Raw genomic sequence first — 22,587 nt, 5'->3', positions numbered from 1 at the left:
TTGGCAGGATCGTCGTCCCCGTTGCTCAGTATCGCTTGTAAGGCAGGAACTTGCCGGACATGGTGATCCGCACGCGGTCACCCTTCTGGTCGGGCTGACGCTCCAGCGTCATGTCATAGTCGATGGCGGACATGATGCCGTCGCCGAACTCCTCGTGGATCATCTCCTTCCACGTGGTGCCGTAGACCATGATGAGTTCGTAGAAGCGGTAGACCAGCGGGTCCGTCGGCGGCATCGGCTGCGCGCCGCGGTAGGGGATCTCGCATAGCGTCGCCGCCTCCTCCTCATCGAGCCCGAGGATTTCGGCGACGCCCTTCGCGTGATGCGGCTCCGCGCTCATCTGGCCCATGCAGAGGGCGCAGGTCCAGACGGGGCTCATCCCGATCCGGGCAGCGATGTCCGTCCACTTCAGGCCCTTGGCCTTCTTGAGCTTGAGGATCTTGTGACCGAGTTCGGTCTTCGCGTCGTTCATCGGGATCCGGTTCGTCAGGCGGGTTGGGTGGTCAGCGGCGCGCGGGGCGTCCAGCCGGGTGGCGGGGCCTTCGCGTCGAAGCGGCTGCTGCGCGTCAGCAGGAAGTCGAGGATGTGGTCGCGCAGTTCGTGATAGCCGGGCACGTGGTGCAGGTTCGCGCGGGTGCGCGGGCGCGGCAGGGTATTGCGCACGACCTCCGCGATGCGGGCGTTGGGGCCATTCGACATCAGCAGGATGCGGTCGGCGAGGAGAATGGCCTCGTCCACGTCGTGGGTGATCATGAAGGCGGTCTGATGCGCCTCGGCCACCAGGCGCGAGACCTCGTCCTGCAACGCGCCGCGGGTCAGGGCGTCGAGGGCGGAGAAGGGCTCGTCCATCAGCAGCATCTTCGGTTCGAGCGCGAAGGCGCGGGCGATCCCGACGCGTTGCTTCATGCCGCCCGACAACTGCGCGGGGCGCCGGTCCGCGGCGTGGGACAGGCCGACCTTCGCGATCGCGGCGCGGGCACCTTCCAAGCACTGGGCCTTGCTCCACTTCGGGTGCCGGCAGGAAAGGGCGAAGCCGACATTCTGCGCGGCGGTCAGCCAGGGCATCAGCGCATGGCCTTGGAAGATCACGGCGCGGTCGAGCGAGGGGCCAGAGACCTCGGCGCCGTCAACGAGCAGGGCTCCGGAGTCCGGTGGCTCCAGGCCGGCCAGGATGTTCAGGATCGTCGTCTTGCCGCAGCCGGAATGGCCGACGAGGCAGACGAATTCGCCCCGTCCCACGCCGAACCAGACATCCTCGAAGACCGCGGTCTCGCCGTAGCGGCGGGCGATGCCCTCGACCGACGCATACGGGCGCGGGGCAGGTCCGCGCGCGGGCTCGTCGGGGCGCACGACGCGAAGGGGGACGTTCATGCGCCTATTCCGCGTAGGCCACTGAGCGCGCCGCGAGGCCGAGCAACCGGTCCAGGAACAGCCCCACGATCCCGATCAGCACGATCGCGATGACGATGTCCGCGATGGACAGGTTGTTCCACTGGTTCCAGAGCCAGTAGCCGATCCCCGTCCCGCCCACGAGCATCTCCGCTGCGACGATCACCAGCCAGGCGATACCGATGGAAATGCGCATCCCCGTCAGGATCGTCGGCGCCGCGGCGGGCAGGATGACGCGCAGCGCGGTCTTGAGGCGCCCGGCTTCCAGCGTGCGCGCGACGTTCAGCCATTCCCGTCGCACGCTCGCGACCCCGAAGGCCGTGTTCAGCAACATCGGCCAGATCGCGCAGATGAAGATGACGAAGATGGCGGAAATGCTGCTGTCCTTGATGGAGTAGAGCGCCAGCGGCATCCAGGCCAGCGGCGAGACGGGCCGCAGCACCTGGATGAAGGGGTTCAGCGCCCCGTAGAGCAGCGGCGACATGCCGATGAGGAACCCCAGCGGGATCGCGACGAGGCAGGCGAGGCCGAAGCCCAGCGCCACGCGCCCGATCGAGAAGGCCAACTGGATGCCGATGCCACGGTCGTTGGCGCCGCGGACGTAGAAGGGGTCCGCCAGCAGCTCGCCCAGGCGCTTCGCGATGTCCAACGGCCCGGGCATGGGCGTCTGCCCACCGGATTGCGCGGCCTGGCCGAGCAGGGCCGCGTATTCCGGATCCAGCGCCGGCCCGCTGCCGCCCACGGGGCGCACCGCGATCTCCCAGGCGCCGAGGAACAGCGCGAGGATGGCGACGGACAGCAGGGCGGACTTCCACGCCGCCACCGGCTTCTGCACGGTGCGTCAGCTCCGCCGCATCGGCAGGCTGTTCAGGTAGGCTTCGGGCTGCGCCGGGTCGAAGGTACGGCCCATGATCTGCACGGGGCGCATCGGGTTCTCCGGCACCGGCAGGCCCAACTCGCGCATCGCGCGCCCGGCTTCGAGCGAGAGGAAGACCTGCTGCGCGACGGCGCGGTAGTCGAGGTCGCGCTGCACCTGACCCCAGCGGCGCATCTGCGTCATGATCCAGATCGCCATGGTCTCGTAGGGGAAGGGGTCGAAGCCGATGCGGTCGGGCACGCGCTGCACGCGGCCCAGACCGTCGGCGAAGGTGCCGGTCAGCACCTGCTCGACGACCGTCACGGGCTGGTTCAGGTAGTTCTGCGCGGCGATGGCCGCCGCGACCTCCCGCCGGTTCTCGGGCTTGGCGGCGTAGGCGGTGGCTTCCACGATGGACCGCATCAGGGCGGCGAAGGTGTTCGGCGCCTCCGTCACCATGCCGCGCGGCACGGCGAAGGCGCAGCAGGGATGGCCATCCCAGAACTCCTTCGTCAGCACGTGGATGAAGCCGATCCCGTCGAAGACCGCGCGCTGGTTGAAGGGGTCGGGGCCGAGGAAGCCGTCGATGTTGTCCGCGCGGAGGTTCGCGACCATTTCCGGCGGCGGCACGGCGCGGATCTGCACGTCGCGGTCCGGGTCCACCCCGTTCTCCGCCAGGTAGGCGCGCAGCAGGTAGTTGTGCATCGAGAAGTCGAAGGGCACGGCGAAGCGGAAGCCGCGCCAGTCCTTCGGGTCGCGCTTCTCCCTGTGCTTGTTGGCGAGCGTGATCGCCTGTCCGTTCGTGTTCTCGATCGCGGCGACCGCCCAGGGGATGGGCTGCGCGACGCCCACGCCGAGCGACATGGCGACGGGCATGGGGGAGAGCATGTGCGCCGCGTCGTATTCCCGCGCGATCGCCTTGTCCCGGATGACCGCCCAGCCCGCGGTGCGGATGACCTGCACGTTCAGGTTCTGCCGCCGGTAGAAGCCCATGGGGTCGGCCATGATGATGGGCGTCGCGCAGGTGATGGGGATAAACCCGATGGAGAGGTCACGCTTCTCCGGCGCGGCCCCTTGCGCCGCGGCGTCGCGCACCGCCCCGATGGGCAGAACGTCGCCGATCGCGGCGAGGACCGTCGCCATCCCGAAGGTCTTCAGCATCGCCCGACGGGTCGGCGCGTGGGGCAGGACGGCGCGGATCACCGCGCGGTCGGCGGCGGCGCCCATCGCGCCGGTGCCGTCGGACGGGGCAGGCGCGTCGCAAAGCAGGGCATCGGCCGCGCAGCCGCATCCCGGGCGATGGGCGTGGGGGAACAGGGGGCGCATGGGACGTCTCCGAGGTCGGGACGGCTTAGCAACCGGCGTGCCGCGCCCCTCGCCCGGCGCCGGGGTAGCCAGCGCGCCGCCCCCGCCCGATCATCCGCCCCGGCGCAACCTTGGGGGAAATGCCGGATGATCGTGGACCTGCGGATCTACACCTGCCAGCCCAACCGCATGGCCGAGTTCGTGAAGCTGTATGAGGACGCGGCCTGGCCTCTGCAGAAGAAGTACCTGGGCCGCTGCCTCGGCTGGTACACGACGGTCGAGGGGCCACTGAACCGGGTGGTCCATATCTGGGCCTATGATTCGCAGGCCGACCGCGAGGCGCGGCGTACCGCCATGGCGAAGGACCCGGCTTGGGGCGACTACCTGCGGAAGGCGGCGGAACTCGGCGTGCTGACGGACATGCAGAACCGCATCCTCGCGCCGACCGCCTTCTTCAAGGCCTACCAGGACGAGCAGAAGCAGGCCTGACGCGGCGATTGGCACGGCGGTCCGCGCCATGCCAGCCTCCCCGCACCGGCGCCGCACGAGCGTCGGGTGGAGGAAATGCCATGACCGGGATCGTCGTGCCGCGCCGCGCGGCAGGTGCCCTGTTGGTTGCGGCCGCGGCCCTGCCGCGGGTCGCGGCCGCCCAGCCCCAGGGATCTGCCGCGGAAGCCTGGGCCACCAGTTGGGCGGCCTCGGTGCAGGGGCCGTACCCCGTCGGCAACCCTTCCGCCCAGCCGGACCAGGGCGTCATCTTCCCCTCGCGTGAGGCGGGGGCGCGCGACCAGTCCTTCCGCATGATCGTCCGGCCGACCGTGTGGGGACGGCAGGCGAGGCTCCGCTTCTCCAACGCCTTCGGCGCACGGCCGCTGACGCTCGATGGCGTCTTCGTCGGGCTGCAACTCGGAGGCGCGACGGTCCTCACCGGCACGAACCAGCCGGTCCGTTTCGGCGGCGCGCCCACGACGACCATCGCGCCGGGGTCGGACGCCTGGAGCGACCCCGTTGCCCTGCCCTTTGCCACGGACCCCTGGCGCGGCGCTGCTCGGGGGCGGAAGCTCGCCGTCTCCTTTCACGTCGCGGGCGAAAGCGGGCCGATGACCTGGCACGCGAAGGCCTTGCAGACTTCCTACGCCACCGCGCCCGGCGCCGGCGCGAAGGGCGCGGAGGAAGGCGAGGCGGCCTTCCCCCAACCCACCGCATCCTGGTTCTTCCTGGATGCCGTGGACATGATGATGCCGGGCGGCACGCCGGTCGTGGTCTGCTTCGGCGATTCGATCACGGACGGCACGGCCAGCACCATGAACGGCGACGACCGGTGGCCCGACGTGTTCCAGCGCCGCCTGCACGCCGCGATCCCCAACCGCGCGGCCGTGGTGAATGCGGGGATCGGCGGCAACCAGGTCGCCGGTCCCGCCGAGTACGGGCCGGAACGCCCCTTCCCCGGCGGCCCCGCCGCGGTCCAGAGGTTGGAGCGCGACGTGATCCGCCTCTCCGGCGTATCGCACTTCATCTGGCTCGAAGGCATCAACGACTTCTCACGCAACGGCAATGCGAGCATCGACACCGTGACGGGCGGGGTGCGGCGCGGCGTCGCGATGCTGCGGGAACGCGTGCCAGGGATTCGCATCATCGGCGCCACCGTGATCACGGCGCTCGGCAGCACCAGCCCGGCGCACGGCTTCCCGGAGCAGGACGAGAAGCGGCGCGCGCTGAACGACTTCATCCGTTCCGGTGTCTTCGACGCCGTGGTGGACTTCGACGCGGTGATCCGTGACCCCGCGACCGGCGGCATGCGCGCGGAATTCGTGCCGGAGAGCACGACCGGCGGTCCGGGTGACAAGCTGCACCCGAACCGCGCGGGCTACGTGGCCATGGCCAACGCGATCGACCCGGCCGCCATCCTGCCGGCGCTGGCGCGCCGGTAGCCCGGGGTCAGCGGGAGCGCAGCGCGGCCGCGATGCGCTCCAGCAGGCCACTGCCCGCTTGCTCGGCGTCGCGGTAGCGCGCCTCGGCCTCCCGCTTCGCGCGGGCGTAGGATGCAAGGCTCCGCTCCCGCGCATCGTCGGAACGGTCCTGGGCCTCGCGCCGCGCGCGGCCGAAGAGCGACCAGCCGCGGTCTCGCGCGTCGTCGGCCCGGTCGCGCGCGTCGTCGTAGTAGCCCTTGCCGCGGTCCCGCGCTTCGTCGGCGACGGAAGAGGCGTAGCGCGCGGCGCGGTCGGCGTAGCGTCCCGCCGTCTTCGCGGCGCCCTCGGCGTAGGGGGCCGCGGTCTTTGCGGCGGTCCCGGCGGCGGTCTCCGCGAAGTCCAGCGCGCGGGTGGCAATGCGGCCGATCTCCGCCAGCAGCCCGCCCGTCGCGTCATCGGCGTCGCGCGCCGCCTTGCGGCCGCGCTTCGACGCGGCCTCGTAGGTGTCGTCCGCGACCTTCGCCCAGCTGCGGCCCTTCTGGCGTGCCGTGCCGTAGGCGTCGTCCGCGTAGCCGGTCAGGCGGCGGCCCTTCTCGCTCGCGAAGTCCACGGTGTCGTCGAGGCGGTCCTGCATCCGCTCGAGGAAGCGGCGCGGGGCCGTCTTCTGCCGCTCCCGCCGGATCGTCGCCATGCCGATCGCGGCGCCGGTGATCAGCGCGGCCGCGCCGAAGAGCAGCCCGGTCGTGCCCAGCGGGTTCATCTGCGCTTCCAGCAGGAGCGACGTCTGGCGCGGCGGCGGGCCGGAGAGCGAGGAGGTTTCGGCCAGGTCCTCGCGCGGCGCGTAGAGGTTGTCGCGCCGCTCCTCGCGGCCCGTCTCCTCCGTCACCTGCATGGGCCGCGCGATCTTCGACATGACGAAGTCCGTCAGCCCGGGCATCAGGTTGCCCATGAGCGAGACGGCCAGGCCCCCGCCGCCGACCGTCAGGTCGCGCACGCGGTGCTCGCAGGCGTGCAGGATGCCGCGCGCGACGACGCGGGGGTGGTAGGCGGGCGGCGGGTTCCTCGTGCCCGGCGCGCCGGTCAGGTTGCGCGCGTGCTCCATGTACGGCGTGTCGATGGGGCCCGGCTTCACGAGCGTGACGGAGATCGGATAGCCCTCCGCCAGGAATTCCATCCGGAAGGAATCGGTGATCCCCTTCACCGCGAACTTCGCGGCGCAGTAGGGACCCTGCAGCGCGATCGCACGGTCGGACAGGACCGAGCCGACGTTGACGATGGCGCCGCCCCGCTCCTTCAGGTGCCGCGCCGCGACGAGCGTGCCGTGCACGACGCCCCAATACGTCACGTCGAACAGGCGGCGGTGGTCGTCCAGCGGGACGTCCTCCGTCTCGCCGTAGATGAACGCGCCGGCGACGTTGCACCAGGAATCGAAGCCGCCGAACGCCGAAATGGCGGTCTCGGCGATGCGCTCGACCTGCTGCATGTCCGCGACGTCGGCGACGACGGGCTGGGCGCGGCCGCCCTTGCTGCGGATCTCCTGCGCGATCTCGTTCAGCGCGGCCTCGTTGCGGGCGGCGATGACGACGGCGGCACCGCGCTCCGCGGCGGCACGGGCCGTGGCGAGGCCGATGCCGGAGGAAGCGCCGGTGATGACGATCACCTGCTCGGAGACGGGCTTGAGGCGAGGTGCGGGCATGGGGGCTCCGGGTCCGGACGGGCGTTTTTTCGGCCGCCCCGACCCGTCACGCCATTGCGGCGCCCGGCGGATTCGGGGCTGATCCCCGGCACAACGACGCACGCGCCGCAGGGTTCCGCCCCGGCCCACGCTTTCCGGGGGCAGCCGGTTTGGTCGGCGGGAGCCCGCACCTCCGCGCGGCGGGTAACTCCCTCCTCCGAGTGTTGCGACGCGGTGCCCCGCGCCGGGTCGGAACGCGTGGGGCGACCCGGCCCGATCTGTGGAACGGCGCTTCGGCGTGCCGGCCGTCAGCCCCGGCGGTGGAGGACGGCGCCCAGCACGATCGCGCCCATCGCCGCGCCCGCCGCCTGCTGCGCCCGGCCGGTGTCGCCGCCGAAGGCGAGGACGAAGGTCGCCACCACGCCCGCGGCGCCCGCGACGAAGAGGGCGGTCGCGAGCCCCCTCAACGGACGACCGGGACGCCGGGGATGACCTCGGAGGGGTTCACGCGGGGCGGCGCAGCGCCGGTCGCGGGGGCGATGCCCGGCTCGTAGGGGTAGACCCGGGGGTAGATGATCGCCTCGGGCGGCCCCGGGGGACGCGGCGGGCCGGGGCGGCCGCAGGCGGCCAGGGCGACGGCGACGCCGAGGAACAGGACGGCCCGGGTCATCCCAGCCGCTCCGCCCATTCCGCCGCCATGGCCGCGACGTTCGCCGGCGCCGTCCCCCCGTAGGACGTCCGGGACCGCACGGAGGCCGCGACGGAGAGGACGCCGAAGACGCCGTCCGTGATGCGCGGCTCCACCGCCCGCATTTCCCCGATCGTCAGGCCCGCAAGGTCCACGCCCATCTCCTCGGCCTTGGCGACGAGGCGGCCGGTGGCGTGGTGGGCCTCCCGGAACGGCATCTTCAGCTCGCGCACGAGCCAGTCGGCAAGGTCGGTCGCGGTGGAGAAGCCGGCGCCCGCGGCCTCGGCCAGCCGGCCGACCACGGGCTGCATGTCACGCACCATCCCCGCCGTCGCGGCCAGCGCGAGGGCCAGGTTCTCCGCCGCGTCGAAGAGGCCTTCCTTGTCCTCCTGCATGTCCTTCCCGTAGGTCAGGGGCAGGCCCTTCATCACGGTCAGCAGCCCGACGAGGGCGCCGGCAATGCGTCCGGGCTTGGCGCGCACGAGTTCCGCCGCGTCGGGGTTGCGCTTCTGCGGCATGATGCTGCTGCCCGTGGTGAAGGCGTCGGACAGCTTCACGAAGCCGAAATAAGGGTTGGTCCAGATCACCACCTCCTCCGCGAAGCGCGAGAGGTGGGTCGCGCAGATCGCGCAGGCGGCGAGGAACTCCAGCGCGAAGTCGCGGGACGCCACGGCGTCGAGGGAGTTGCGCATCGGCCGATCGAAGCCGAGCGCTTCCGCGGTCATGTGCCGGTCGATCGGGAAGCCTGTGCCGCAGAGGGCGGCGGCACCGAGGGGGCTCTCGTTCAGGCGGGTGCGGCAATCCGCGAGGCGGCCGCGGTCGCGGGACAGCATCTCGACATAGGCCATGAGGTGGTGGCCGAAGGTCGTGGGCTGCGCGGGCTGCAGGTGGGTGAAGCCCGGCATGACGGTGCCCGCGTGTTCCGCCGCCCGCGCGACGAGGGCACGCATCACGTCGGCCACCTGCGCGTCCAGCCCGTCCAATGCGTCGCGGACCCACAGGCGCACGTCCAGCGCCACCTGGTCGTTGCGGGATCGCCCGGTGTGGAGGCGCTTCCCGGCGTCGCCGATCCGCTCGATCAGGCGGGCTTCCACGTTGAAGTGGATGTCCTCCAGGTCCTCGCGGAACTGGAATGTCCCGCCCTCGATCTCCGCGGCGATGGCGTTCAGCCCGTCCCGGATCGCGGCCTCGTCCTCCCGCGAGATCACCCCCACGTGCGCCAGCATGGCGGCGTGGGCGAGGCTTCCGCGGATGTCCTGGCGCCACATCTTGCGGTCGAAGCCGATGGAGGCGTTGATCGCCTGCATGATGGCGGACGGGCCGTCGGCGAAGCGACCGCCCCAGGTATAGGCGGCGGGGCCCTCGGCGCTGGGGCGGGCGGTGACGTCGTCGGGCACGGAGGAAGGGATCTCTCGGATGATCGGTCGGCGCGCGGTTATGGCCGGGATCGCGGGCGGGACGCTAGGCGCCCCGGGGCCCTCGCGCGCTGCCGCGCCCGCGGGGCGCCTGCGCGAGAGCGAGCCCCGCGAGGTCCCGGCGATCGCCTTCACCGATGCGGCAGGCGCGCGGACCGACCTGTCGGCCTTCGCCGGCAAGGGCGTTCTGCTGAACCTCTGGGCGACCTGGTGCGCACCCTGCGTCGCGGAGATGCCGGCCCTCGACCGCGCGGCGACGGCGCTGGAGCCGGAGGGGATCGTCGTCCTGCCGCTGTCCTCCGACCGCGGGGGCAAGGGGCAGGTCGAGCCCTTCTACGGCCGGGTCGGCATCCGCCACCTCGGCATCTGGCTGGATGAGCGGGCGGCGGCGACGCGGGCGCTCGGCGCGCGGGGCCTGCCGACGACGATCCTCATCGGCCGGGACGGGCGGGAGCGGGCGCGGCTGGAAGGCGCGGCGGAGTGGGATTCGGCGGAGATGCTCGACGCGGTCCGGCGGCTGTGCGGAGCCGGGTCCGCCTGATCCGCAGCGGGTGACCGTCGCGCGGAGAGAAGGTTCGCGAACCGATGACAGATGGGTTTTGCCGGCTCGCAGCTTTGTGAATCGGGCGAACGTCCGATTTGTTTCGCCACGGTATCCTGTCTCCCGACATCGCCCCTAACCTCCGGTCGTATCATTACGATCGAGGTTCGCGTGTTCCGTGCCGTGCTGCTCGGCCTCGCCCTCATGACGGGTGCGGCCCTGGCCCAGACAGGCAATCCCGCCCATGACGCCCTCGCGGCGCAACCGGAAGTCGAGCGCCGGTCGACCCTGATGGTCGGCCTCTCCAACGCGGGGCTGCCCTGCTCCGGCGTCCTGGTCGCAGCCTTCGCCGGCATCGACATGGAACGGAACGCCTATTGGGACGTGCGGTGCCGGGATGGGCACCAATACCGCGGCACGGTCGCGCCGGCCCGCTTCACGGGGCCCGTCTTCCTCAGCTGCGGCGCCGCGGCGCCGGCACCCCGCGGCGGGCCCTGCTTCCAGCCAGTCAGCGCGGCCCCGCCGCCAACGGATGCGCCGGCGACCCCGGCGGGCCTCGTCGCCGTCTCCACGACGCGCGTCCCCGTGCCCGGCGCCCTGGCGACGTCGCAGACCAACGTCGTCGTGCCGCGCGGGACCACCATCACCGGCTTCGGTGCCGACCGGGAGGCCTCCTGCCGCGCCATGTGCGACCCGCGGGAGCCGAACCGCATTTCCGCCTGCATGGCGATCTGTGCCCAGGGCGGCGACCCCGACGCGCCGCCCTTCGGCTCGGACCCGCACATGAGGTTCGGCGCAGCCTATGCGACGCCGGCGCCCTGGGGAGCGGTCGGCTTCGGCAACGGGATGGCGGACCGGCTGGCCGTGAACCGGGGCGCCGCGGCGGCGTGCCAGACCATGGCGGGCCGCAACGCCTCCTGCATCTTCCAGGCGGAGTTCGTGAACCAGTGCGGCGCCGTGGTGCAGGCGATCGAGCGCTCGCCGCGGGCGATGGTCATCACCGCGGACATCAACACCTTCGTCGCCGCCCTCATCGTCACGGGCACCGGCGCGACGCAGAGGGACGCCGAGCGCATGGCGATGACGGCCTGCGAGCGGCAGCAGAACACGCCGGGGCGGCGCGCGGCGGGCGGGGGCGGGCCGGTCTGCCGCGTCACGGCGTCCGGCTGCTAGGGGATCAGGGGATGGACATGCTTCGGAACGGTCTTCGCGGCGCGGCCCTCGCGGCCGGGCTGTGCTTCGGCGCGGCGGCACAGCCGGCGACGGCGCCGGGCGGGGAGTCGGCGGCGCTCGATGGGGTGCGGCAGCGCGGCACCGTGCGCTGCGCCGTCATGGGCAACCTGCCCGGCTTCTCCGCGCCCGACGCTGCGGGGCAGATGCGCGGCATGGACGCCGACTTCTGCCGGGCCGTCGCGTCCGCGGCGCTCGGCGACGCGCGCAAGGTCACGTTCGAGCCCGCCGCGACGCCCGAGGACGCGATCCGGATGCTGATCGACGGGCGGGTGGACATCGCCGCGCGCAACATCACCATCACCTATTCGCGCGACGCTAACTTCGCGGTGACGCCGGCCGGCGTGCTGCTGTTCGACGGCCAGGGCTTCCTGGCGCGGCGTGATTCCGGCGTGACCTCGGCGCGGCAGTTGGACGGGAAGGTGGTCTGCGCCGCGGGCGGCGGCGGCGTGCTGGCCGACGGGCTGGTCCGCTCCTGGGCCACGGCGAACGGGCTGAACATCGCCGTCGTCACCCTGCCGAGCTCCGCCGACGTCACGGCGGCGCTGCGGGAGAACCGCTGCGACGCCGCCTCCGCCGACCAATCCGCCCTCGCCGCCCGGCGCGTCACCGAATTCGACCGCCCGGACGACTACGTGCTGCTGCCCGAGATCATCTCGCGCGAGCCGCTGGGCCCGCTCGTCCGCAGCGATGCCGGACGGTGGCGGGAGGTCGTGACCTGGACCCTGCAGGCGCTGATCGCCGCGGAGGAGTACGGCATCGCGTCCACCGGCGTGGACCCGACCGCCTCTCCCGGCAACCCGGAGGTCGCGATGCTGACGGGCATCGTGCCAGGGGCTGGCGCGGCACTCGGGCTGGAAGCCGACTGGGCGCGCCAGGCTGTGCTGCAGGTCGGCAATTACGGGGAGATCTTCGACCGCAACCTTGGGCGCCGCTCGCCGATCGGGCTGGGGCGCGGGCTGAACGACCTGTGGCGGGCGGGCGGGCTGATGTACCCGCTGCCGCTGCGTTGAGGCAGGCGACGCGGCTGGACTCGTCGCTCGGGATGGGGACGTCTGCGCCCACCTCGCGCTGACCCGGTGTGGAAGGGGATCCGCCCCTTCCCCCGCTGCGGCGGCCCGTGCCACGCTCCCGCCCCGGAACGAGCGGCCCGTCAGCGGCCGCCTGAGGAGGAGCGGCGCACGATGATCCAGGCCACCCGACGCGCGATGTTCGGTGCCTTCGGGGGTGCCGCGCTCGCCGCGCCTGCCCTCTTCCAGGGCGGAAAGGCCGGGGCCCAGACGGTCCGGGCGCTTCGCTTCGGCCACGTCCAGCCGCCGGATGGGGAGGTGAACCGCGGCATCCTCCGCGCCGCCCAGGCGCTGCAGGACTTCTCCGGCGGACGGATGCGCATCGACAACTTCCCAGCCTCGCAACTCGGCGGGGAGCGGGAGATGCTGACGCAGGTCAGCAGCAACACGCTGGACATGTGCATCACCGGGCCCGGCGTGCTCGGGTCCTGGGTGCGGCCGATCTCGATTTTGGAGGCGCCCTTTGTCGGGCGCGATTTCGCGCACAAGCTGCGGATGTTCGAGCACCCGGCGGTGCAGGCGTCCTTCCGCCAGTTGGCGGAAGGCCGGAACATGCGGCCTCTCGAGCCGTTCTACTACGGCACGCGCCACATGACGACGCGGGACAAGGCGATCCGCGTGCCGGACGACCTGCGCGGCCTGAAGATGCGCGTGCCCGAGGCGCCGCTGTTCCTCGACATGATGCGCGCCTTCGGGGCGGCGCCGACGCCGATGTCGCTGGGCGAGGTGTACCTGTCCCTCCAGACCGGCGTGATCGACGGGCAGGAGAACCCGCTGCCGACGATCGCGGCGAACAAGTTCATGGAGGTCCAGCGGTACATCAACCTGACCGGCCACATCCTCGTGCCTTTGGTGCCCGTCATCTCCAACCAGACCTGGACGGCGATGCCGGAGGCGGACCGGGACCTGCTGCGTCGCGCGATGCGTGAGGGCATCAAGCTCTCGGACGACCTGCTGACCGCGAACGAGACCCGGCTGCGGACCGAGTTCGCGGAGCGCGGCAGCCAGGTGATCGAGAGCGACCGCCCGGCCTTCCAGCGGGCGCTGGCCCCGATGTACCAGCGCTACGAGGAAGTCTGGGGCCGCGGCGTGCTGGCGCAGCTCGAAGCGCTCTAGCCGCGTGCGCGACCTCCTGCGGAAGCCGGAGGAGGCGATCTCCGTCCTCCTGGGCTGCGTGCTGTTCGGCGTGCTGATCTGGCAGGTCATCACGCGTTACCTGCTGAACGACCCCTCCACGGTCACGGAGGAAGCGGCGCGCTACCTCTATGTCTGGGTCGTGTTCTTCGGCGCCGCGGCGGCGATCTCGACGCGGACGCATATCGGCATGCCTTTCGTCGTGGAACGGCTGCCGGCCCGGGTGCGGCTGGCGACGAACCTGCTGACGCAGGGGCTGTCCGTCGTCTTCTGCGTCGCGATCGTCGTCTACGGCTTCCGTGCGGCGTACCGGGAATGGGATCTGCCGAGCGTCGCGATGGAGGTGCCGACGGGGCTGGTCCTCGCCGGCGTGCCGATCGCCATGGCCTGCGCGGCCGTGCGCCTGGTGCGGAACATGGTCGCGGACGTCGCGGAATGGCGGCGCCATGGCCACGTGCGCATCGCCACCGCGGCCTCGGACTTCTAGGGGACCGCGATGTTCGGCTTCTTCGGCGCCTGGCTCGCTCTGGTCATGGCGGCGATGCCCGTCGCCTTCGCGCTCGGCTTCGTCGCCGTGGGGTGGCTGCTGCTGGAGAACGGGCCGATGATCACGGCGCCGCAGCGGCTGATGGCCGGCGCCGACAACTTCGCGCTGCTGGCGGTGCCCTTCTTCATCCTGGCCGGCAACCTGATGAACTCCGGCGGGATCACCGACCGGATCTACGGCTTCTGCTCCGCCTTCGTGGGCCATTTCCGCGGGGGGCTGGGGCAGGTGAATATCGTCGGATCCATCGTCTTCTCCGGCATGTCGGGGTCGGCCGTCGCGGATGCGGGCGGGCTCGGCGCGCTGGAGATCCGGGCCATGACGAAGGAGGGCTACAAGCCGGAATTCGCGGGCGCCGTGACCTGTGCGTCCTGCGTTCTCGGCCCGATCATCCCGCCCTCCATTCCCTTCGTGCTCTACGCCGTCATCTCCAACACCTCGATCGGCCGGCTCTTCCTCGGCGGCATCCTGCCGGGTCTGGTGATCGCGCTGCTGCTGATGGTCTATGTCTGGTACGTCGCGAAGCGCGACGACCTGCCCCGGCAGCCGCGCGTGCCCTGGCGGGAGCGCGCCTGCTTCGCCGCCCGCGCCTTCCTGCCGCTGCTGACGCCCGCCATCATCATGGGCGGCATGTTCGGCGGCATCTTCACGGCGACCGAAGCGGCGGCCGTGGCCGCGCTCTACGCCCTGTTCCTCGGCGTCGTCGTGTACCGGGAGGTCTCGGGGGCCGAACTGCTGCGGGTGCTGCGGGAATCCTTCGCCCAGACCTGTACCGTCGCCTTCATCGTCTGCGCCGCCGTGCTGTTCAACTGGGTGCTGGCGCGGGAACGCATCCCGCAGCAGGTCGCCGAGGCGCTGCTGGGCTTCTCCTCCGACCCGCTGGTCATGCTGCTGCTGATCAACCTGCTGCTGTTCTTCCTCGGCATGTTCATGGAGGCGCTGGCGATCATGGTGCTGACCGTGCCGGTGCTCATGCCCGTGGTGCAGGCCGTCGGCATCGATCCCGTGCATTTCGGCGTGGTGATCACGCTGAACCTCATGCTCGGGTTGCTGCATCCGCCGATGGGGATCGGCCTCTTCGTCGTCAGCAAGGTCGGCAACATCGAGTACGAGAAGCTGGCAATCGCCGTGCTGCCCTTCTTCATCCCGCTGATCGGGGCGCTCATCGTCCTGACGATCTTCCCGCAGATCACGACCTTCCTGCCGAACCTCGTCTACGGGTCGCCACGCTGAGGGCAACGGTCCTCTGCCTCGGGATGGCGGTGTGGGACCGGATCCTGTCCCTGCCTGCCATCCCGACGGCACCCGTGAAGACCTACGGGACCGAACTGCGCGAGACCGGTGGCGGCCCCGCCGCGACCGCCGCCGTCACCGTCGCGCGGCTCGGCGGCGCGGCGCGCCTCGTCGGGCGCGTGGGCGACGACCCGGACGGGGCGCGGATCGCGGAGGAGCTGGCCTGCTTCGGCGTGGACACCCGCTTCCTGGCGCGGCTTCCGGGCGCGCGGTCCGGCACCTCCTCCGTCGGCGTGGACCCGGCGGGGGAACGGCTGATCCTGAACTACCCTGGCCGCGGCCTGCACGTCCCGCCGGACTGGTTGGATTGGGATGCGGCGATGGCCGAGGTCGGCTGCGTGCTGGTGGACATGGGCTGGCCGCTCGGGGCCGCGCGGGCACTGGCGGAGGCCCAGGCACGCGGCATCCCCACGATGCTCGACGCGGACCTCAACCCATACCCGGAAGCCGCCGCGCTCGTCCCGCTGGCGGACCATGCCGTCTTCTCCGAACCCGGCCTGGCGGCGCTGACCGGCATGGGGGAGCCGGAGGCGGCCCTCCGGTCACTCGACCTCCGCGCCACCGCCGGCGTCACCCTCGGCGCGCGCGGCTATCTCTGGCGGGACGCCGGCGGCCTCCACGAGGCGCCGGGCCTTCCGGTGGAGGCCTTGGACACGCTCGGCGCCGGGGACTGCTTCCACGGCGCCCTGTCGCTCGCGATCGCCGAGGGCGTGCCGATGGCCCGTGCGGCCCGTTTCGCCAACGCGGCCGCCGCCCTGAAATGCACCCGTCCCGGCGGCCGCCTGGGCCTGCCCACCCGCGCCGAAGTGGACGCGCTGCTGTGACGCGCCGGGCGCGCCCCATATGTGCACCGTGTCCTTCCGTCGCGTCCTTCGCCTCGCCCTCCTCCTGATCCTCGTCGGCCTCGGCGCGACGGCCTGCGGCCTCTACGCGCCCGACGCGCCAAGGCCGGAACTGGAGGCGCGCTACGCCGCCCCGCCGTCCCAGTTCATTCCGGTTGACGGCGTGCGGCTGCACGTCCGGGATACCGGTCCGCGCGACGCGCCGCCGGTGATCCTGCTGCACGGCTTCGCCTCCTCCCTCCACACCTGGGAGGACTGGGCGGGGATGCTGGCGGCCGATCACCGCGTCATCCGCCTGGACCTGCCGGGCTTCGGCCTGACCGGGGCGGACCCGTCCGGAGACTATTCCGATGCGCGGACCGTGGAGGTCATCACGGCCCTGATGGACCGTCTCGGCGTCGCGCGCGCGGACGTGGTCGGTTCCTCCATGGGTGGCCGCATCGCCTGGACCATGGCGGCGACGCGGCCGGAGCGGGTGGACCGGCTGGTCCTCATGGCGCCGGACGGCTTCGCCGGCCCCGGCCGCACCTACGGCACGCCGCAGCGCGTGCCCTTCCTCCTGCGCCTGCTGCCCTACACCCTGCCGACGCCGCTGCTCCGGGCCTCGCTCGAGCCGGCCTATGCCGACAAGGCCGTCCTGACCGAGGCGACGCTGGACCGCTACCGCGCGATGCTGCTCGCGCCGGGCGTGCGGCAGGCGATCCTGGATCGCAGCGCGACGGCGGTCCTGCAGGAGCCGGAGCCGATCCTACGTCGCATCCGCGCGCCCGTGCTTCTGCTTTGGGGACAGGAGGACCGGATGATCCCTGCCTCGCACGCCGCGGATTACCAGCGCGCCCTTCCCGAGGCGCGGCTGGTGGTCCTGCCCGGCCTCGGCCATGTGCCGATGGAGGAGGATCCGGCACGGTCGCTGGCACCTGTGCGGGACTTCCTGGCGCGGTGACCGTGCCCGGCCCGCGGCGTCATCGCTGCGCGGGCCGGCGGTCTCACGGGTAGGTGGTCACCCAGCCCTCGCCCTCGTGCTCCATCGCGCCGTCGGCGGCGCCCTCCTCCCTTGCAAATGGGCGCGTGGTCCAGGGCGTGCCGTGTTCCGTCAGCAGCGCGTTGATCGCGGCCATGTAGGGAACGCCGCCGGTGCGCAGCCGGCTCTCGAAGGCCGCCATGTCGGGGTAGGCGCGGAAGCCGTCGGCCCAGATCGCGCGGCCCGCCAGATAGCCGGAAGCGCCGGCCCGGAAAGCGTAGGTCAGGATGCGGCGGAAGGGTTCCATCCCTGCGCCGGCGGAGAGCATGACCCAGGGACGGTCCAGCAGGTCGTTCAGCCGGGCGAACTGGGCCTGGGTGTCGGCGACGTCGCTGCCCTCCCCTTCCGGGGCCGGTATCGTCGCGTTCGGCACGGGCGTTTCCAGCTTGAAGATGTCCACGCCGTATTCGGGCTTCCGGAACTCCCGCACCGTCTCGATCACCAACTCGGGGCGCTTGTCGGCGGATTCGGCGTAGGCCGAGGCGTCCTCTTCTCCCAACGGATAGACCAGCGGTTCCAGCAGGAAGGGGATGTCGGCCGCGCGGCAGCCCGCGCCGACTTCCCGCACGAAGGCGTGCTGGCGGTCGTTCACGGCCGTCGGCGCATCGGGGCGGTAGAACAGCATCAGCTTCACGCCATCCGCCCCGGCGCGGCGGATCGTGGCCGGGGACCAGCCGGGATAGGTGCGGGTCAGGCGCCCACCCTCCAGCATCTCGAACTCGAAGGTTTCGAGCGTCAGCAGCAGGCCCTTCGCCGGGTCCAGCAGCCGATGCGCGTAGGGCAGCGCGTAGCCCGGATCGAGCAGCATGGCCGATGCGTGGGGCTGCAGGGCGCGCAGGAGCGCCGCCTTGACCTCCCCCACGTTCTCCCAGGTGACGGCGGCCTCGCCCCGGGTCTCGCGGATGCGGTTGCGGATGGGGGGGCGCTGGTCCACCGCGACCATCCGGAAGAACCCCGCCGCGTCCGACAGCCGACGCAGCCCGCGCAGCTTGCCCGCCGAGATCGCCATCCCGTCCGTCCCCTCCGGTTCCCTGCTGCTTCACACGCTGATCGGTGCGTGCCAAGCCGGTGACGGGAGAAGCAACGCCGTGATCCAGCGCCTCGCAGTCCTCCACACCGTCCGCGCCCTCGCGGATCGTTTCCACGCAGCGATCCGGGAGGCGCATCCCGACCTCGACCAGTTCCACATGCTGGACGAGAGCCTGTTACAGGATCTGATGCGGCACGGACCGTCGCCGGCCATCACGCGGCGCGTCATGAACTTCGCGCAAGGCGCGGCGGATGCTGGGGCGGACCTGATCCTCTTCACCTGCTCCTCCACCTCCCCCGCCGTGGACGTGGCGCGGCAGACCGTCGGCGTGCCGATCCTGAAGATCGACGACCCGCTGATGGAAGCCGCGGCGACGGCCGGGGCGCGGGTGGGGATCCTCTGCACGACGACCTCCACCGCCGGCCCCTCGGACGCGCTGCTGCGGGAGCATGCTGCGCGCCTCGGCGTCGCGCCGGAGGTCGAGCTCGTGCTGGTTGCTCCCGCCTTCGCCGCGCTGTCCAGGGGGACCGCGCGCGGCACGACGCACTGCTGCGTTCGGCGGCGACCGACCTCGCGGGGCGGGTGGACGCGATCGTCCTGGCACAGGCCAGCATGGCGCACCTGCAGGAGGAACTGGGCGGGATCACGCACAAGCCCGTCCTCGCGTCCTTCCCGCTGGCGATGGCCGAGCTCGAGCGGCGCGTCGCGGCCTGACGCGCCGAAGCGGGCCGCTCTGCCGCGCCCGCAAGCATCGGACGGCGTCGCCGCGGTTCCGCCTGCGTCGCCGCCTCCTGGCGCGACACGGGTGCAGCATGGGCGCCGCACCCCCTCGATGAAGGCGCCGAGGTCGGCCGGCGGATGGGATGGGAGCCCGGCCCCGCCCGCCCGCGAAACACCGCGGGGACCCCCGATCCCGCATCGGCGTACCCCCCGGCCGCGGCACTCCACCGCTGGTCCGGGCGGATCGGTGCTCCATCGCCACGCGCCGTGCGGCAGCGGTCATGGGGCGCGTGGCGAAAGGCGCCACGAGGAGCCCGCCCCGCGCGGGCCCGGCCGTGCTGGCACCGAAACCATGGTCCTGCCGGCCCCAGCGGGGCCATGGCCTCCGTCCTTCCGCCCGCCTTCAACCTTTGCGTGAATCCCCCAATCGGGGGACGCGCGCGGGGCGTGTGCCCGCCAACCCTCGTCCCATCGGCACGCAACACGTCTCGCCGGTGACGGAGGTTACGATGCGACACGCCTTCCGCGCGCCCGCGCGGTTGTTCCCCGGCGCTCTGCTGCTCCTGGCGGCCCCGCTCCTGGCGTCCCTGGCGGCCTCGGCTGAACCTGTCGGCGTCGTCGCCGCGCGTGTCGGGCCGGCGGATGGCCCGTCGCGCCTCGTCTACGGCCTGTTCAATCATCCGGATGACGGCCGCACGCGCGCGCCGGTCGTCATCCTCGTCCACGACGAGGGCGGACCGGACGGGCGCGTCGGCGCGCTCGCGGCGTGGCTCGGCGAGCAAGGCTTCGCCACACTGGAACTCGACCTCGCCTCGCCCGATGACGAGGCGCTTCCCGTGCCCGCGAACGCTGGGCCCGCCGGCCGGGACCTCCTCGACGTGCTCGCCGCGATGGCGGAACTGGAGGCAGTGGATCAGGGCCGCATCGCGCTGCTCGGCCTCGGGCGCGGCGGGCGCGCGGCGCTCCATGCACTCGCCCTGTCGGACCTCTCGACGGGGCCACGACCCGCGGCGGCCGTCGCGCTCTATCCGGGATGCCGCGCCCTCGCGGCAGAGGGCTTCGCCCTGGCGCCGGGCTACGGGGTGCCAGCGCTCATCCTCGCCGCGGGCGCCGACGCGGATGACGCGGCGGAGGCCTGCGCCGCGCTGCGCGGGACGGCGCCGGACCGGATCGCGCTGCACGTTCTCCCCGGCGCACATTACGCCTGGGACGCGGACGAGATGGCCGGGCCTTCCGGCGTCACCGCCGTGCCCATCGCGGGGCGCGGCCTCGTCCGCGTGCGCGCCGACGGGTGGGTCGCGGACGAGGCGAGGCGCCGCCTCCGCATCTTCCTCCGGACGGTCCTCACGCCGTGAGGACGCTAGCCCGCGCGCGGCCGTCCCCAAGCACGGCAGTCGCGGCGGCCCTGTCCGGCGCGCTCCGCCGGACGCGGCCGTCCACGCTGCTGCCCGTCGCCCTGTCCGCGCCCCTCCTCGGCCTCGCCCTGGGCTTCGCCTGGCCGGAGGCGGGGCTGGCGGTACGGCAGGTCCTCGGGGCCGTCGTGCTCGTCCTCGTCTTCGCAGCAGTCGCCTCGACCGAGTTCGGTCGGCCGACGCGGGCCGAGGCCACGGCGACGGCACGGCTGCTCCTCGCGGCCTGCGTCGCGGCGCCGGTCGTCGTCGCCCTCGTCGCGCACGGCATCGCGCTGCCGGCCGATCTCGCGCTCGGCGCGGTGCTCGCGGCGGCAGGACCGGTCTCGATCGGCGCCTCCGTCATCGCGCGGCGGTTCGGCAGGCCGGCGCGCCCGGTGGTCTGGGGGGCGGTCGGCGGGCTCATCCTCTCCCCGGTGCTCGTTCCCCTCGCCGTCACGATCGGGGGATGGAGCGGGCCGCCGCCGGCGGAGCTCGCGCGGCAGGCGGCGCTCGTCGGGGTGGGGCCGGTCGCAGCCGCGCTCCTCCTCCGCCGCGCCGCACCGAAAGCAACGGAGGCCGCCTCCGCCGATCTGCGCGGCCTCGTCGTCCTCACGCTCGTGCTGCTCGCCTGCTCGGCCGGGGGAAAGGCTGCAACGGCGCTCGATGCCTGGGGCGCCTGGCCGGCGGCGGTCGCGGGCGCCACGCTCCTCGTCTCGGCTTGCGCGGCCTGGGTCGTGGGTGTCGTGACGGGCGGTGCCGTCGAGGGTCGGGCGCTCGCGGTCGGGGCGTGCCTGCGCAACAACTCCCTCGTCTGGGCCGCCGCGCTGGCCGCCGGCGGATTGCCAGCCCGGGCGGAGGCGGTGATGGCGCTGTTCCTGGCCGGAACCTTCCTCGTCACCTTCGGGCTGCTCATCGTGGCCCGGGGCCGTGCGGTGCGCTGAGGCTGGTCGGCCTCCTTCCCAAGTGGACCATGGGGCGTGGCGCCGATGACCCCGGTCGGCTCGGCCTCCCCGGTCCCGGCGCGAATGCGGGCCGTCGCGCATCGGCCGGTGGTGAACGCACGCCGGACCCCGCAGCCTGTTGGGTGTCCCTGGGGTGGCCGGCCCCCATTCCGGGGGCCGGCCACCCCGGGACTTCCGAACGGCCCGGGACTTTCAAACGGATGGCCGTCCCGGGTCGCGATCGCCCCTGCCGGGAGGGCGCGAAAGGGCGAAGCCCTCCCGCAGGCCGCCAGAACGACGGCCACGGATCAGTTCAGAGCGGCCCCCCACTCGTCTCCGGTCCCCAAACCCGGCGCGGCACGGCGGCAGAAAGGCGGGCGAGCGCGGCCTGGGACCGGGCGCCCGTCTTGTCGAAGCAGCGGGCCAGGTGGGTCCGCGCCGTCTCCCGCGACACGCCGAGGCGGGCGGCCGCGTCCGGCAGTCCCGCGCCGGAGCCGATGAGGACGGCCAGCCGTGCCTCGGCCGCGGTCAGGCCGAAGGCGTCCCGAAGCGCCTCGGCGTCCGCGGGCGCCTCGGGGTCGTGGGCGACGACGAGGACGGCGGGACGGTCCGCACCGGAGAAGAGGACGCAGGCCGGCGGCAACGGGGAGACTAGCAGGATCAGGGCGGAGCGGCCGGAAGGGCGCGCGACGCGGAGGCGTGCCCCCGGCTCCTCGCCCTTCGCGCGCGCCGTCGCCACGGCGCCCGCGATGGCCGCGAGGAGGGCGCGGTCGTCATCCGCGTGCCCGGCGCCCAGGCGCCCGCCGGAGAGGACCAGGCCGTCGGCGGCCCCCAGCATCGCCTCGCCCGCCGCGTTGGCGCGCAGGACCCGGCCTGCGGCGTCGAGGGTGAAGGCGGCGTCGGGCAGCCCATCAAGGAAGCCCGCCAGCGCGGCCCCGGTCACGCTGCGCGCCGCGATGGCGTGGCCAATGTCGAGGGCGCGGTGCAGGTGGGGTGTCAGGCGTTCCATCCGGCGCACCGTCTCCCCCGGCGCGTCGGCCACGCGGGCGCCGAGCTGGAAGGAAACGCCGCCGCTCGCGCCGGGCGCACGGCACCAGGGGCCGTAGGAGAAGGCAAGTTGTTCACGTACGCCCTGGGGCGCGAGGATATCGGCGTGGAACGCCGTGCGGCGCACCGCCGCTGCGTCAACGATGGCGCCGCCGAGCACGGGATGGCCCGGCTCGATGCGCGCGAGGGCGCGGGCATAAGCGTTGTCCGTGTAGCGACGCATGTACAGGTCGGTGAGGTCGGGATCGAGCCGGCCGACGAAGATCATGCCACCCGTGGGCGTCGGCTCCTGCCGCACGACCATGCCGCCCATCGCGCCGAGGTGGTCGGAGATCGCGGTAAGGACGACCGGCCAGCGCGTGGGTTCGACGGCCGCCTCGTAGATGGCGGGCAGGAGGCGCTCGAAGTCTGGGCGTGGGCGCGTCTTCGGCATGGGTCGTCGGCTCCCGGACCGGGTGAGGCGGTCGCGGGGCGCAAGCCTGGCCGCCGCGCGAGTCCGGACACAACCGAAACTGGTGCGACATTTCGCCGATAGGCCGGGCAGC

The 22,587-nt window shown here is 72.7% G+C and carries 23 protein-coding genes and 1 pseudogene; 14 read left to right on the top strand and 10 right to left on the bottom strand.

Annotated features, from left to right (window positions below; all coding sequences use genetic code 11):
• Positions 1-25: 25 nt before the first annotated feature.
• The 4 genes from cynS to ACE7GA_RS13255 are packed head-to-tail and all read right to left on the bottom strand — an operon-like array spanning position 26 to position 3,571.
• Positions 26-472 carry a cyanase gene (gene cynS, locus ACE7GA_RS13270; protein WP_376087144.1) on the bottom strand — a complete coding sequence of 149 codons (447 nt, stop codon included), beginning with the start codon at positions 470-472 and terminating at the stop codon, positions 26-28.
• A 14-nt stretch (positions 473-486) separates the two neighbouring features.
• A complete protein-coding gene (locus ACE7GA_RS13265; protein WP_376087142.1) occupies positions 487-1,371 on the bottom strand; it encodes an ABC transporter ATP-binding protein in 885 nt (294 codons plus the stop codon).
• 4 nt (positions 1,372-1,375) lie between these two features.
• Entirely contained in the window at positions 1,376-2,224 is an 849-nt protein-coding gene (ntrB, locus tag ACE7GA_RS13260; protein ID WP_376087140.1) for a nitrate ABC transporter permease, read from the bottom strand.
• 6 nt (positions 2,225-2,230) lie between these two features.
• Complete coding sequence (locus tag ACE7GA_RS13255; RefSeq protein ID WP_376087138.1) at positions 2,231-3,571, bottom strand: CmpA/NrtA family ABC transporter substrate-binding protein; 1,341 nt, start codon at positions 3,569-3,571, stop codon at positions 2,231-2,233.
• A gap of 126 nt (positions 3,572-3,697) precedes the next feature.
• On the opposite strand from ACE7GA_RS13255, the gene ACE7GA_RS13250 reads away from it, so the two are divergent.
• Positions 3,698-4,039 carry an NIPSNAP family protein gene (locus ACE7GA_RS13250; RefSeq protein ID WP_376087136.1) on the top strand — a complete coding sequence of 114 codons (342 nt, stop codon included), beginning with the start codon at positions 3,698-3,700 and terminating at the stop codon, positions 4,037-4,039.
• A gap of 80 nt (positions 4,040-4,119) precedes the next feature.
• Entirely contained in the window at positions 4,120-5,481 is a 1,362-nt protein-coding gene (locus tag ACE7GA_RS13245; RefSeq protein ID WP_376087134.1) for a GDSL-type esterase/lipase family protein, read from the top strand.
• Between the two features lie 7 nt (positions 5,482-5,488).
• Here ACE7GA_RS13245 and ACE7GA_RS13240 read toward each other — a convergent pair whose 3' ends face one another.
• The 4 genes from ACE7GA_RS13240 to argH form a co-directional block, all read right to left on the bottom strand.
• Positions 5,489-7,156 (bottom strand): SDR family oxidoreductase, encoded by a 1,668-nt coding sequence (locus ACE7GA_RS13240; RefSeq protein ID WP_376087132.1) that lies wholly within the window; start codon positions 7,154-7,156, stop codon positions 5,489-5,491.
• 287 nt (positions 7,157-7,443) lie between these two features.
• A complete protein-coding gene (locus tag ACE7GA_RS13235; protein WP_376087130.1) occupies positions 7,444-7,602 on the bottom strand; it encodes a hypothetical protein in 159 nt (52 codons plus the stop codon).
• Positions 7,599-7,805, bottom strand: coding sequence for a hypothetical protein (locus ACE7GA_RS13230; RefSeq protein ID WP_376087128.1), 207 nt, complete (start codon positions 7,803-7,805; stop codon positions 7,599-7,601). The genes ACE7GA_RS13235 and ACE7GA_RS13230 overlap by 4 nt, the downstream gene beginning before the upstream one ends.
• Positions 7,802-9,220, bottom strand: a complete 1,419-nt coding sequence (argH, locus tag ACE7GA_RS13225; RefSeq protein WP_376087126.1) for an argininosuccinate lyase — start codon at positions 9,218-9,220, stop codon at positions 7,802-7,804. Before argH ends, ACE7GA_RS13230 begins: the two co-directional genes overlap by 4 nt.
• Before the next feature lie 19 nt (positions 9,221-9,239).
• On the opposite strand from argH, the gene ACE7GA_RS13220 reads away from it, so the two are divergent.
• From ACE7GA_RS13220 to ACE7GA_RS13185, 8 genes are all read left to right on the top strand, one after another.
• Entirely contained in the window at positions 9,240-9,779 is a 540-nt protein-coding gene (locus ACE7GA_RS13220) for a TlpA family protein disulfide reductase (protein WP_376087124.1), read from the top strand.
• A 171-nt stretch (positions 9,780-9,950) separates the two neighbouring features.
• Complete coding sequence (locus ACE7GA_RS13215; protein ID WP_376087122.1) at positions 9,951-10,952, top strand: hypothetical protein; 1,002 nt, start codon at positions 9,951-9,953, stop codon at positions 10,950-10,952.
• Between the two features lie 11 nt (positions 10,953-10,963).
• Complete coding sequence (locus ACE7GA_RS13210; RefSeq protein WP_376087120.1) at positions 10,964-12,022, top strand: transporter substrate-binding domain-containing protein; 1,059 nt, start codon at positions 10,964-10,966, stop codon at positions 12,020-12,022.
• Positions 12,023-12,193: 171 nt separating this feature from the next.
• Positions 12,194-13,195 carry a TRAP transporter substrate-binding protein DctP gene (dctP, locus tag ACE7GA_RS13205; RefSeq protein WP_376087118.1) on the top strand — a complete coding sequence of 334 codons (1,002 nt, stop codon included), beginning with the start codon at positions 12,194-12,196 and terminating at the stop codon, positions 13,193-13,195.
• 4 nt (positions 13,196-13,199) lie between these two features.
• Positions 13,200-13,700: a TRAP transporter small permease gene (locus tag ACE7GA_RS13200; RefSeq protein ID WP_376087116.1), complete on the top strand. Its 501-nt coding sequence runs from the start codon at positions 13,200-13,202 to the stop codon at positions 13,698-13,700.
• A gap of 9 nt (positions 13,701-13,709) precedes the next feature.
• On the top strand, positions 13,710-14,990 hold the full coding sequence (locus ACE7GA_RS13195; RefSeq protein WP_376087114.1) for a TRAP transporter large permease: 1,281 nt from the start codon (positions 13,710-13,712) through the stop codon (positions 14,988-14,990).
• Positions 14,987-15,874, top strand: coding sequence for a PfkB family carbohydrate kinase (locus ACE7GA_RS13190; RefSeq protein WP_376100261.1), 888 nt, complete (start codon positions 14,987-14,989; stop codon positions 15,872-15,874). Before ACE7GA_RS13195 ends, ACE7GA_RS13190 begins: the two co-directional genes overlap by 4 nt.
• A 28-nt stretch (positions 15,875-15,902) precedes the next feature.
• Positions 15,903-16,835, top strand: a complete 933-nt coding sequence (locus ACE7GA_RS13185; protein ID WP_376087112.1) for an alpha/beta fold hydrolase — start codon at positions 15,903-15,905, stop codon at positions 16,833-16,835.
• 43 nt (positions 16,836-16,878) lie between these two features.
• Here ACE7GA_RS13185 and ACE7GA_RS13180 read toward each other — a convergent pair whose 3' ends face one another.
• The gene (locus ACE7GA_RS13180) at positions 16,879-17,922 is read right to left on the bottom strand and encodes a tagatose 1,6-diphosphate aldolase (RefSeq protein ID WP_376087110.1); all 1,044 of its coding nucleotides are present in this window, start codon (positions 17,920-17,922) and stop codon (positions 16,879-16,881) included.
• Here ACE7GA_RS13180 and ACE7GA_RS13175 point away from each other — a divergent pair.
• The 4 genes and pseudogenes from ACE7GA_RS13175 to ACE7GA_RS13160 all read left to right on the top strand — a co-directional run.
• Positions 17,816-18,406: pseudogene (locus ACE7GA_RS13175) on the top strand (aspartate/glutamate racemase family protein); the annotation flags it as partial. The gene ACE7GA_RS13180 and the pseudogene ACE7GA_RS13175 overlap by 107 nt on opposite strands.
• A gap of 119 nt (positions 18,407-18,525) precedes the next feature.
• Positions 18,526-18,657, top strand: a complete 132-nt coding sequence (locus ACE7GA_RS13170; RefSeq protein ID WP_376100569.1) for a hypothetical protein — start codon at positions 18,526-18,528, stop codon at positions 18,655-18,657.
• Positions 18,658-19,172: 515 nt separating this feature from the next.
• Positions 19,173-20,018 (top strand): dienelactone hydrolase family protein, encoded by an 846-nt coding sequence (locus ACE7GA_RS13165; RefSeq protein ID WP_376087108.1) that lies wholly within the window; start codon positions 19,173-19,175, stop codon positions 20,016-20,018.
• Entirely contained in the window at positions 20,015-20,995 is a 981-nt protein-coding gene (locus tag ACE7GA_RS13160; protein ID WP_376087106.1) for a hypothetical protein, read from the top strand. Before ACE7GA_RS13165 ends, ACE7GA_RS13160 begins: the two co-directional genes overlap by 4 nt.
• A 313-nt stretch (positions 20,996-21,308) precedes the next feature.
• Here the strand turns inward: ACE7GA_RS13160 and ACE7GA_RS13155 are convergent, their stop codons facing one another.
• Complete coding sequence (locus ACE7GA_RS13155) at positions 21,309-22,475, bottom strand: helix-turn-helix transcriptional regulator (RefSeq protein ID WP_376087104.1); 1,167 nt, start codon at positions 22,473-22,475, stop codon at positions 21,309-21,311.
• Positions 22,476-22,587: the final 112 nt, after the last annotated feature.

Origin of the sequence: Roseomonas sp. CCTCC AB2023176, from assembly GCF_042259275.1 — a bacterium.
Taxonomy (GTDB): Bacteria; Pseudomonadota; Alphaproteobacteria; order Acetobacterales; family Acetobacteraceae; genus Roseomonas.
Note: the sequence above shows the minus strand (reverse complement) of the source record. Positions and strands in the feature narration are given on the sequence as shown.

Excerpts from the sequence above, each read along its gene's own strand:
- cynS (WP_376087144.1), bottom strand. The coding sequence starts at position 472 with ATGAACGACGCGAAGACCGAACTCGGTCACAAGATCCTCAAGCTCAAG.
- ACE7GA_RS13265 (WP_376087142.1), bottom strand. The coding sequence starts at position 1,371 with ATGAACGTCCCCCTTCGCGTCGTGCGCCCCGACGAGCCCGCGCGCGGA.
- ACE7GA_RS13255 (WP_376087138.1), bottom strand. The coding sequence starts at position 3,571 with ATGCGCCCCCTGTTCCCCCACGCCCATCGCCCGGGATGCGGCTGCGCG.
- ACE7GA_RS13250 (WP_376087136.1), top strand. The coding sequence starts at position 3,698 with ATGATCGTGGACCTGCGGATCTACACCTGCCAGCCCAACCGCATGGCC.
- ACE7GA_RS13245 (WP_376087134.1), top strand. The coding sequence starts at position 4,120 with ATGACCGGGATCGTCGTGCCGCGCCGCGCGGCAGGTGCCCTGTTGGTT.
- ACE7GA_RS13240 (WP_376087132.1), bottom strand. The coding sequence starts at position 7,156 with ATGCCCGCACCTCGCCTCAAGCCCGTCTCCGAGCAGGTGATCGTCATC.
- ACE7GA_RS13230 (WP_376087128.1), bottom strand. The coding sequence starts at position 7,805 with ATGACCCGGGCCGTCCTGTTCCTCGGCGTCGCCGTCGCCCTGGCCGCC.
- ACE7GA_RS13220 (WP_376087124.1), top strand. The coding sequence starts at position 9,240 with ATGATCGGTCGGCGCGCGGTTATGGCCGGGATCGCGGGCGGGACGCTA.
- ACE7GA_RS13210 (WP_376087120.1), top strand. The coding sequence starts at position 10,964 with ATGGACATGCTTCGGAACGGTCTTCGCGGCGCGGCCCTCGCGGCCGGG.
- dctP (WP_376087118.1), top strand. The coding sequence starts at position 12,194 with ATGATCCAGGCCACCCGACGCGCGATGTTCGGTGCCTTCGGGGGTGCC.
- ACE7GA_RS13195 (WP_376087114.1), top strand. The coding sequence starts at position 13,710 with ATGTTCGGCTTCTTCGGCGCCTGGCTCGCTCTGGTCATGGCGGCGATG.
- ACE7GA_RS13180 (WP_376087110.1), bottom strand. The coding sequence starts at position 17,922 with ATGGCGATCTCGGCGGGCAAGCTGCGCGGGCTGCGTCGGCTGTCGGAC.
- ACE7GA_RS13165 (WP_376087108.1), top strand. The coding sequence starts at position 19,173 with ATGCGACACGCCTTCCGCGCGCCCGCGCGGTTGTTCCCCGGCGCTCTG.
- ACE7GA_RS13155 (WP_376087104.1), bottom strand. The coding sequence starts at position 22,475 with ATGCCGAAGACGCGCCCACGCCCAGACTTCGAGCGCCTCCTGCCCGCC.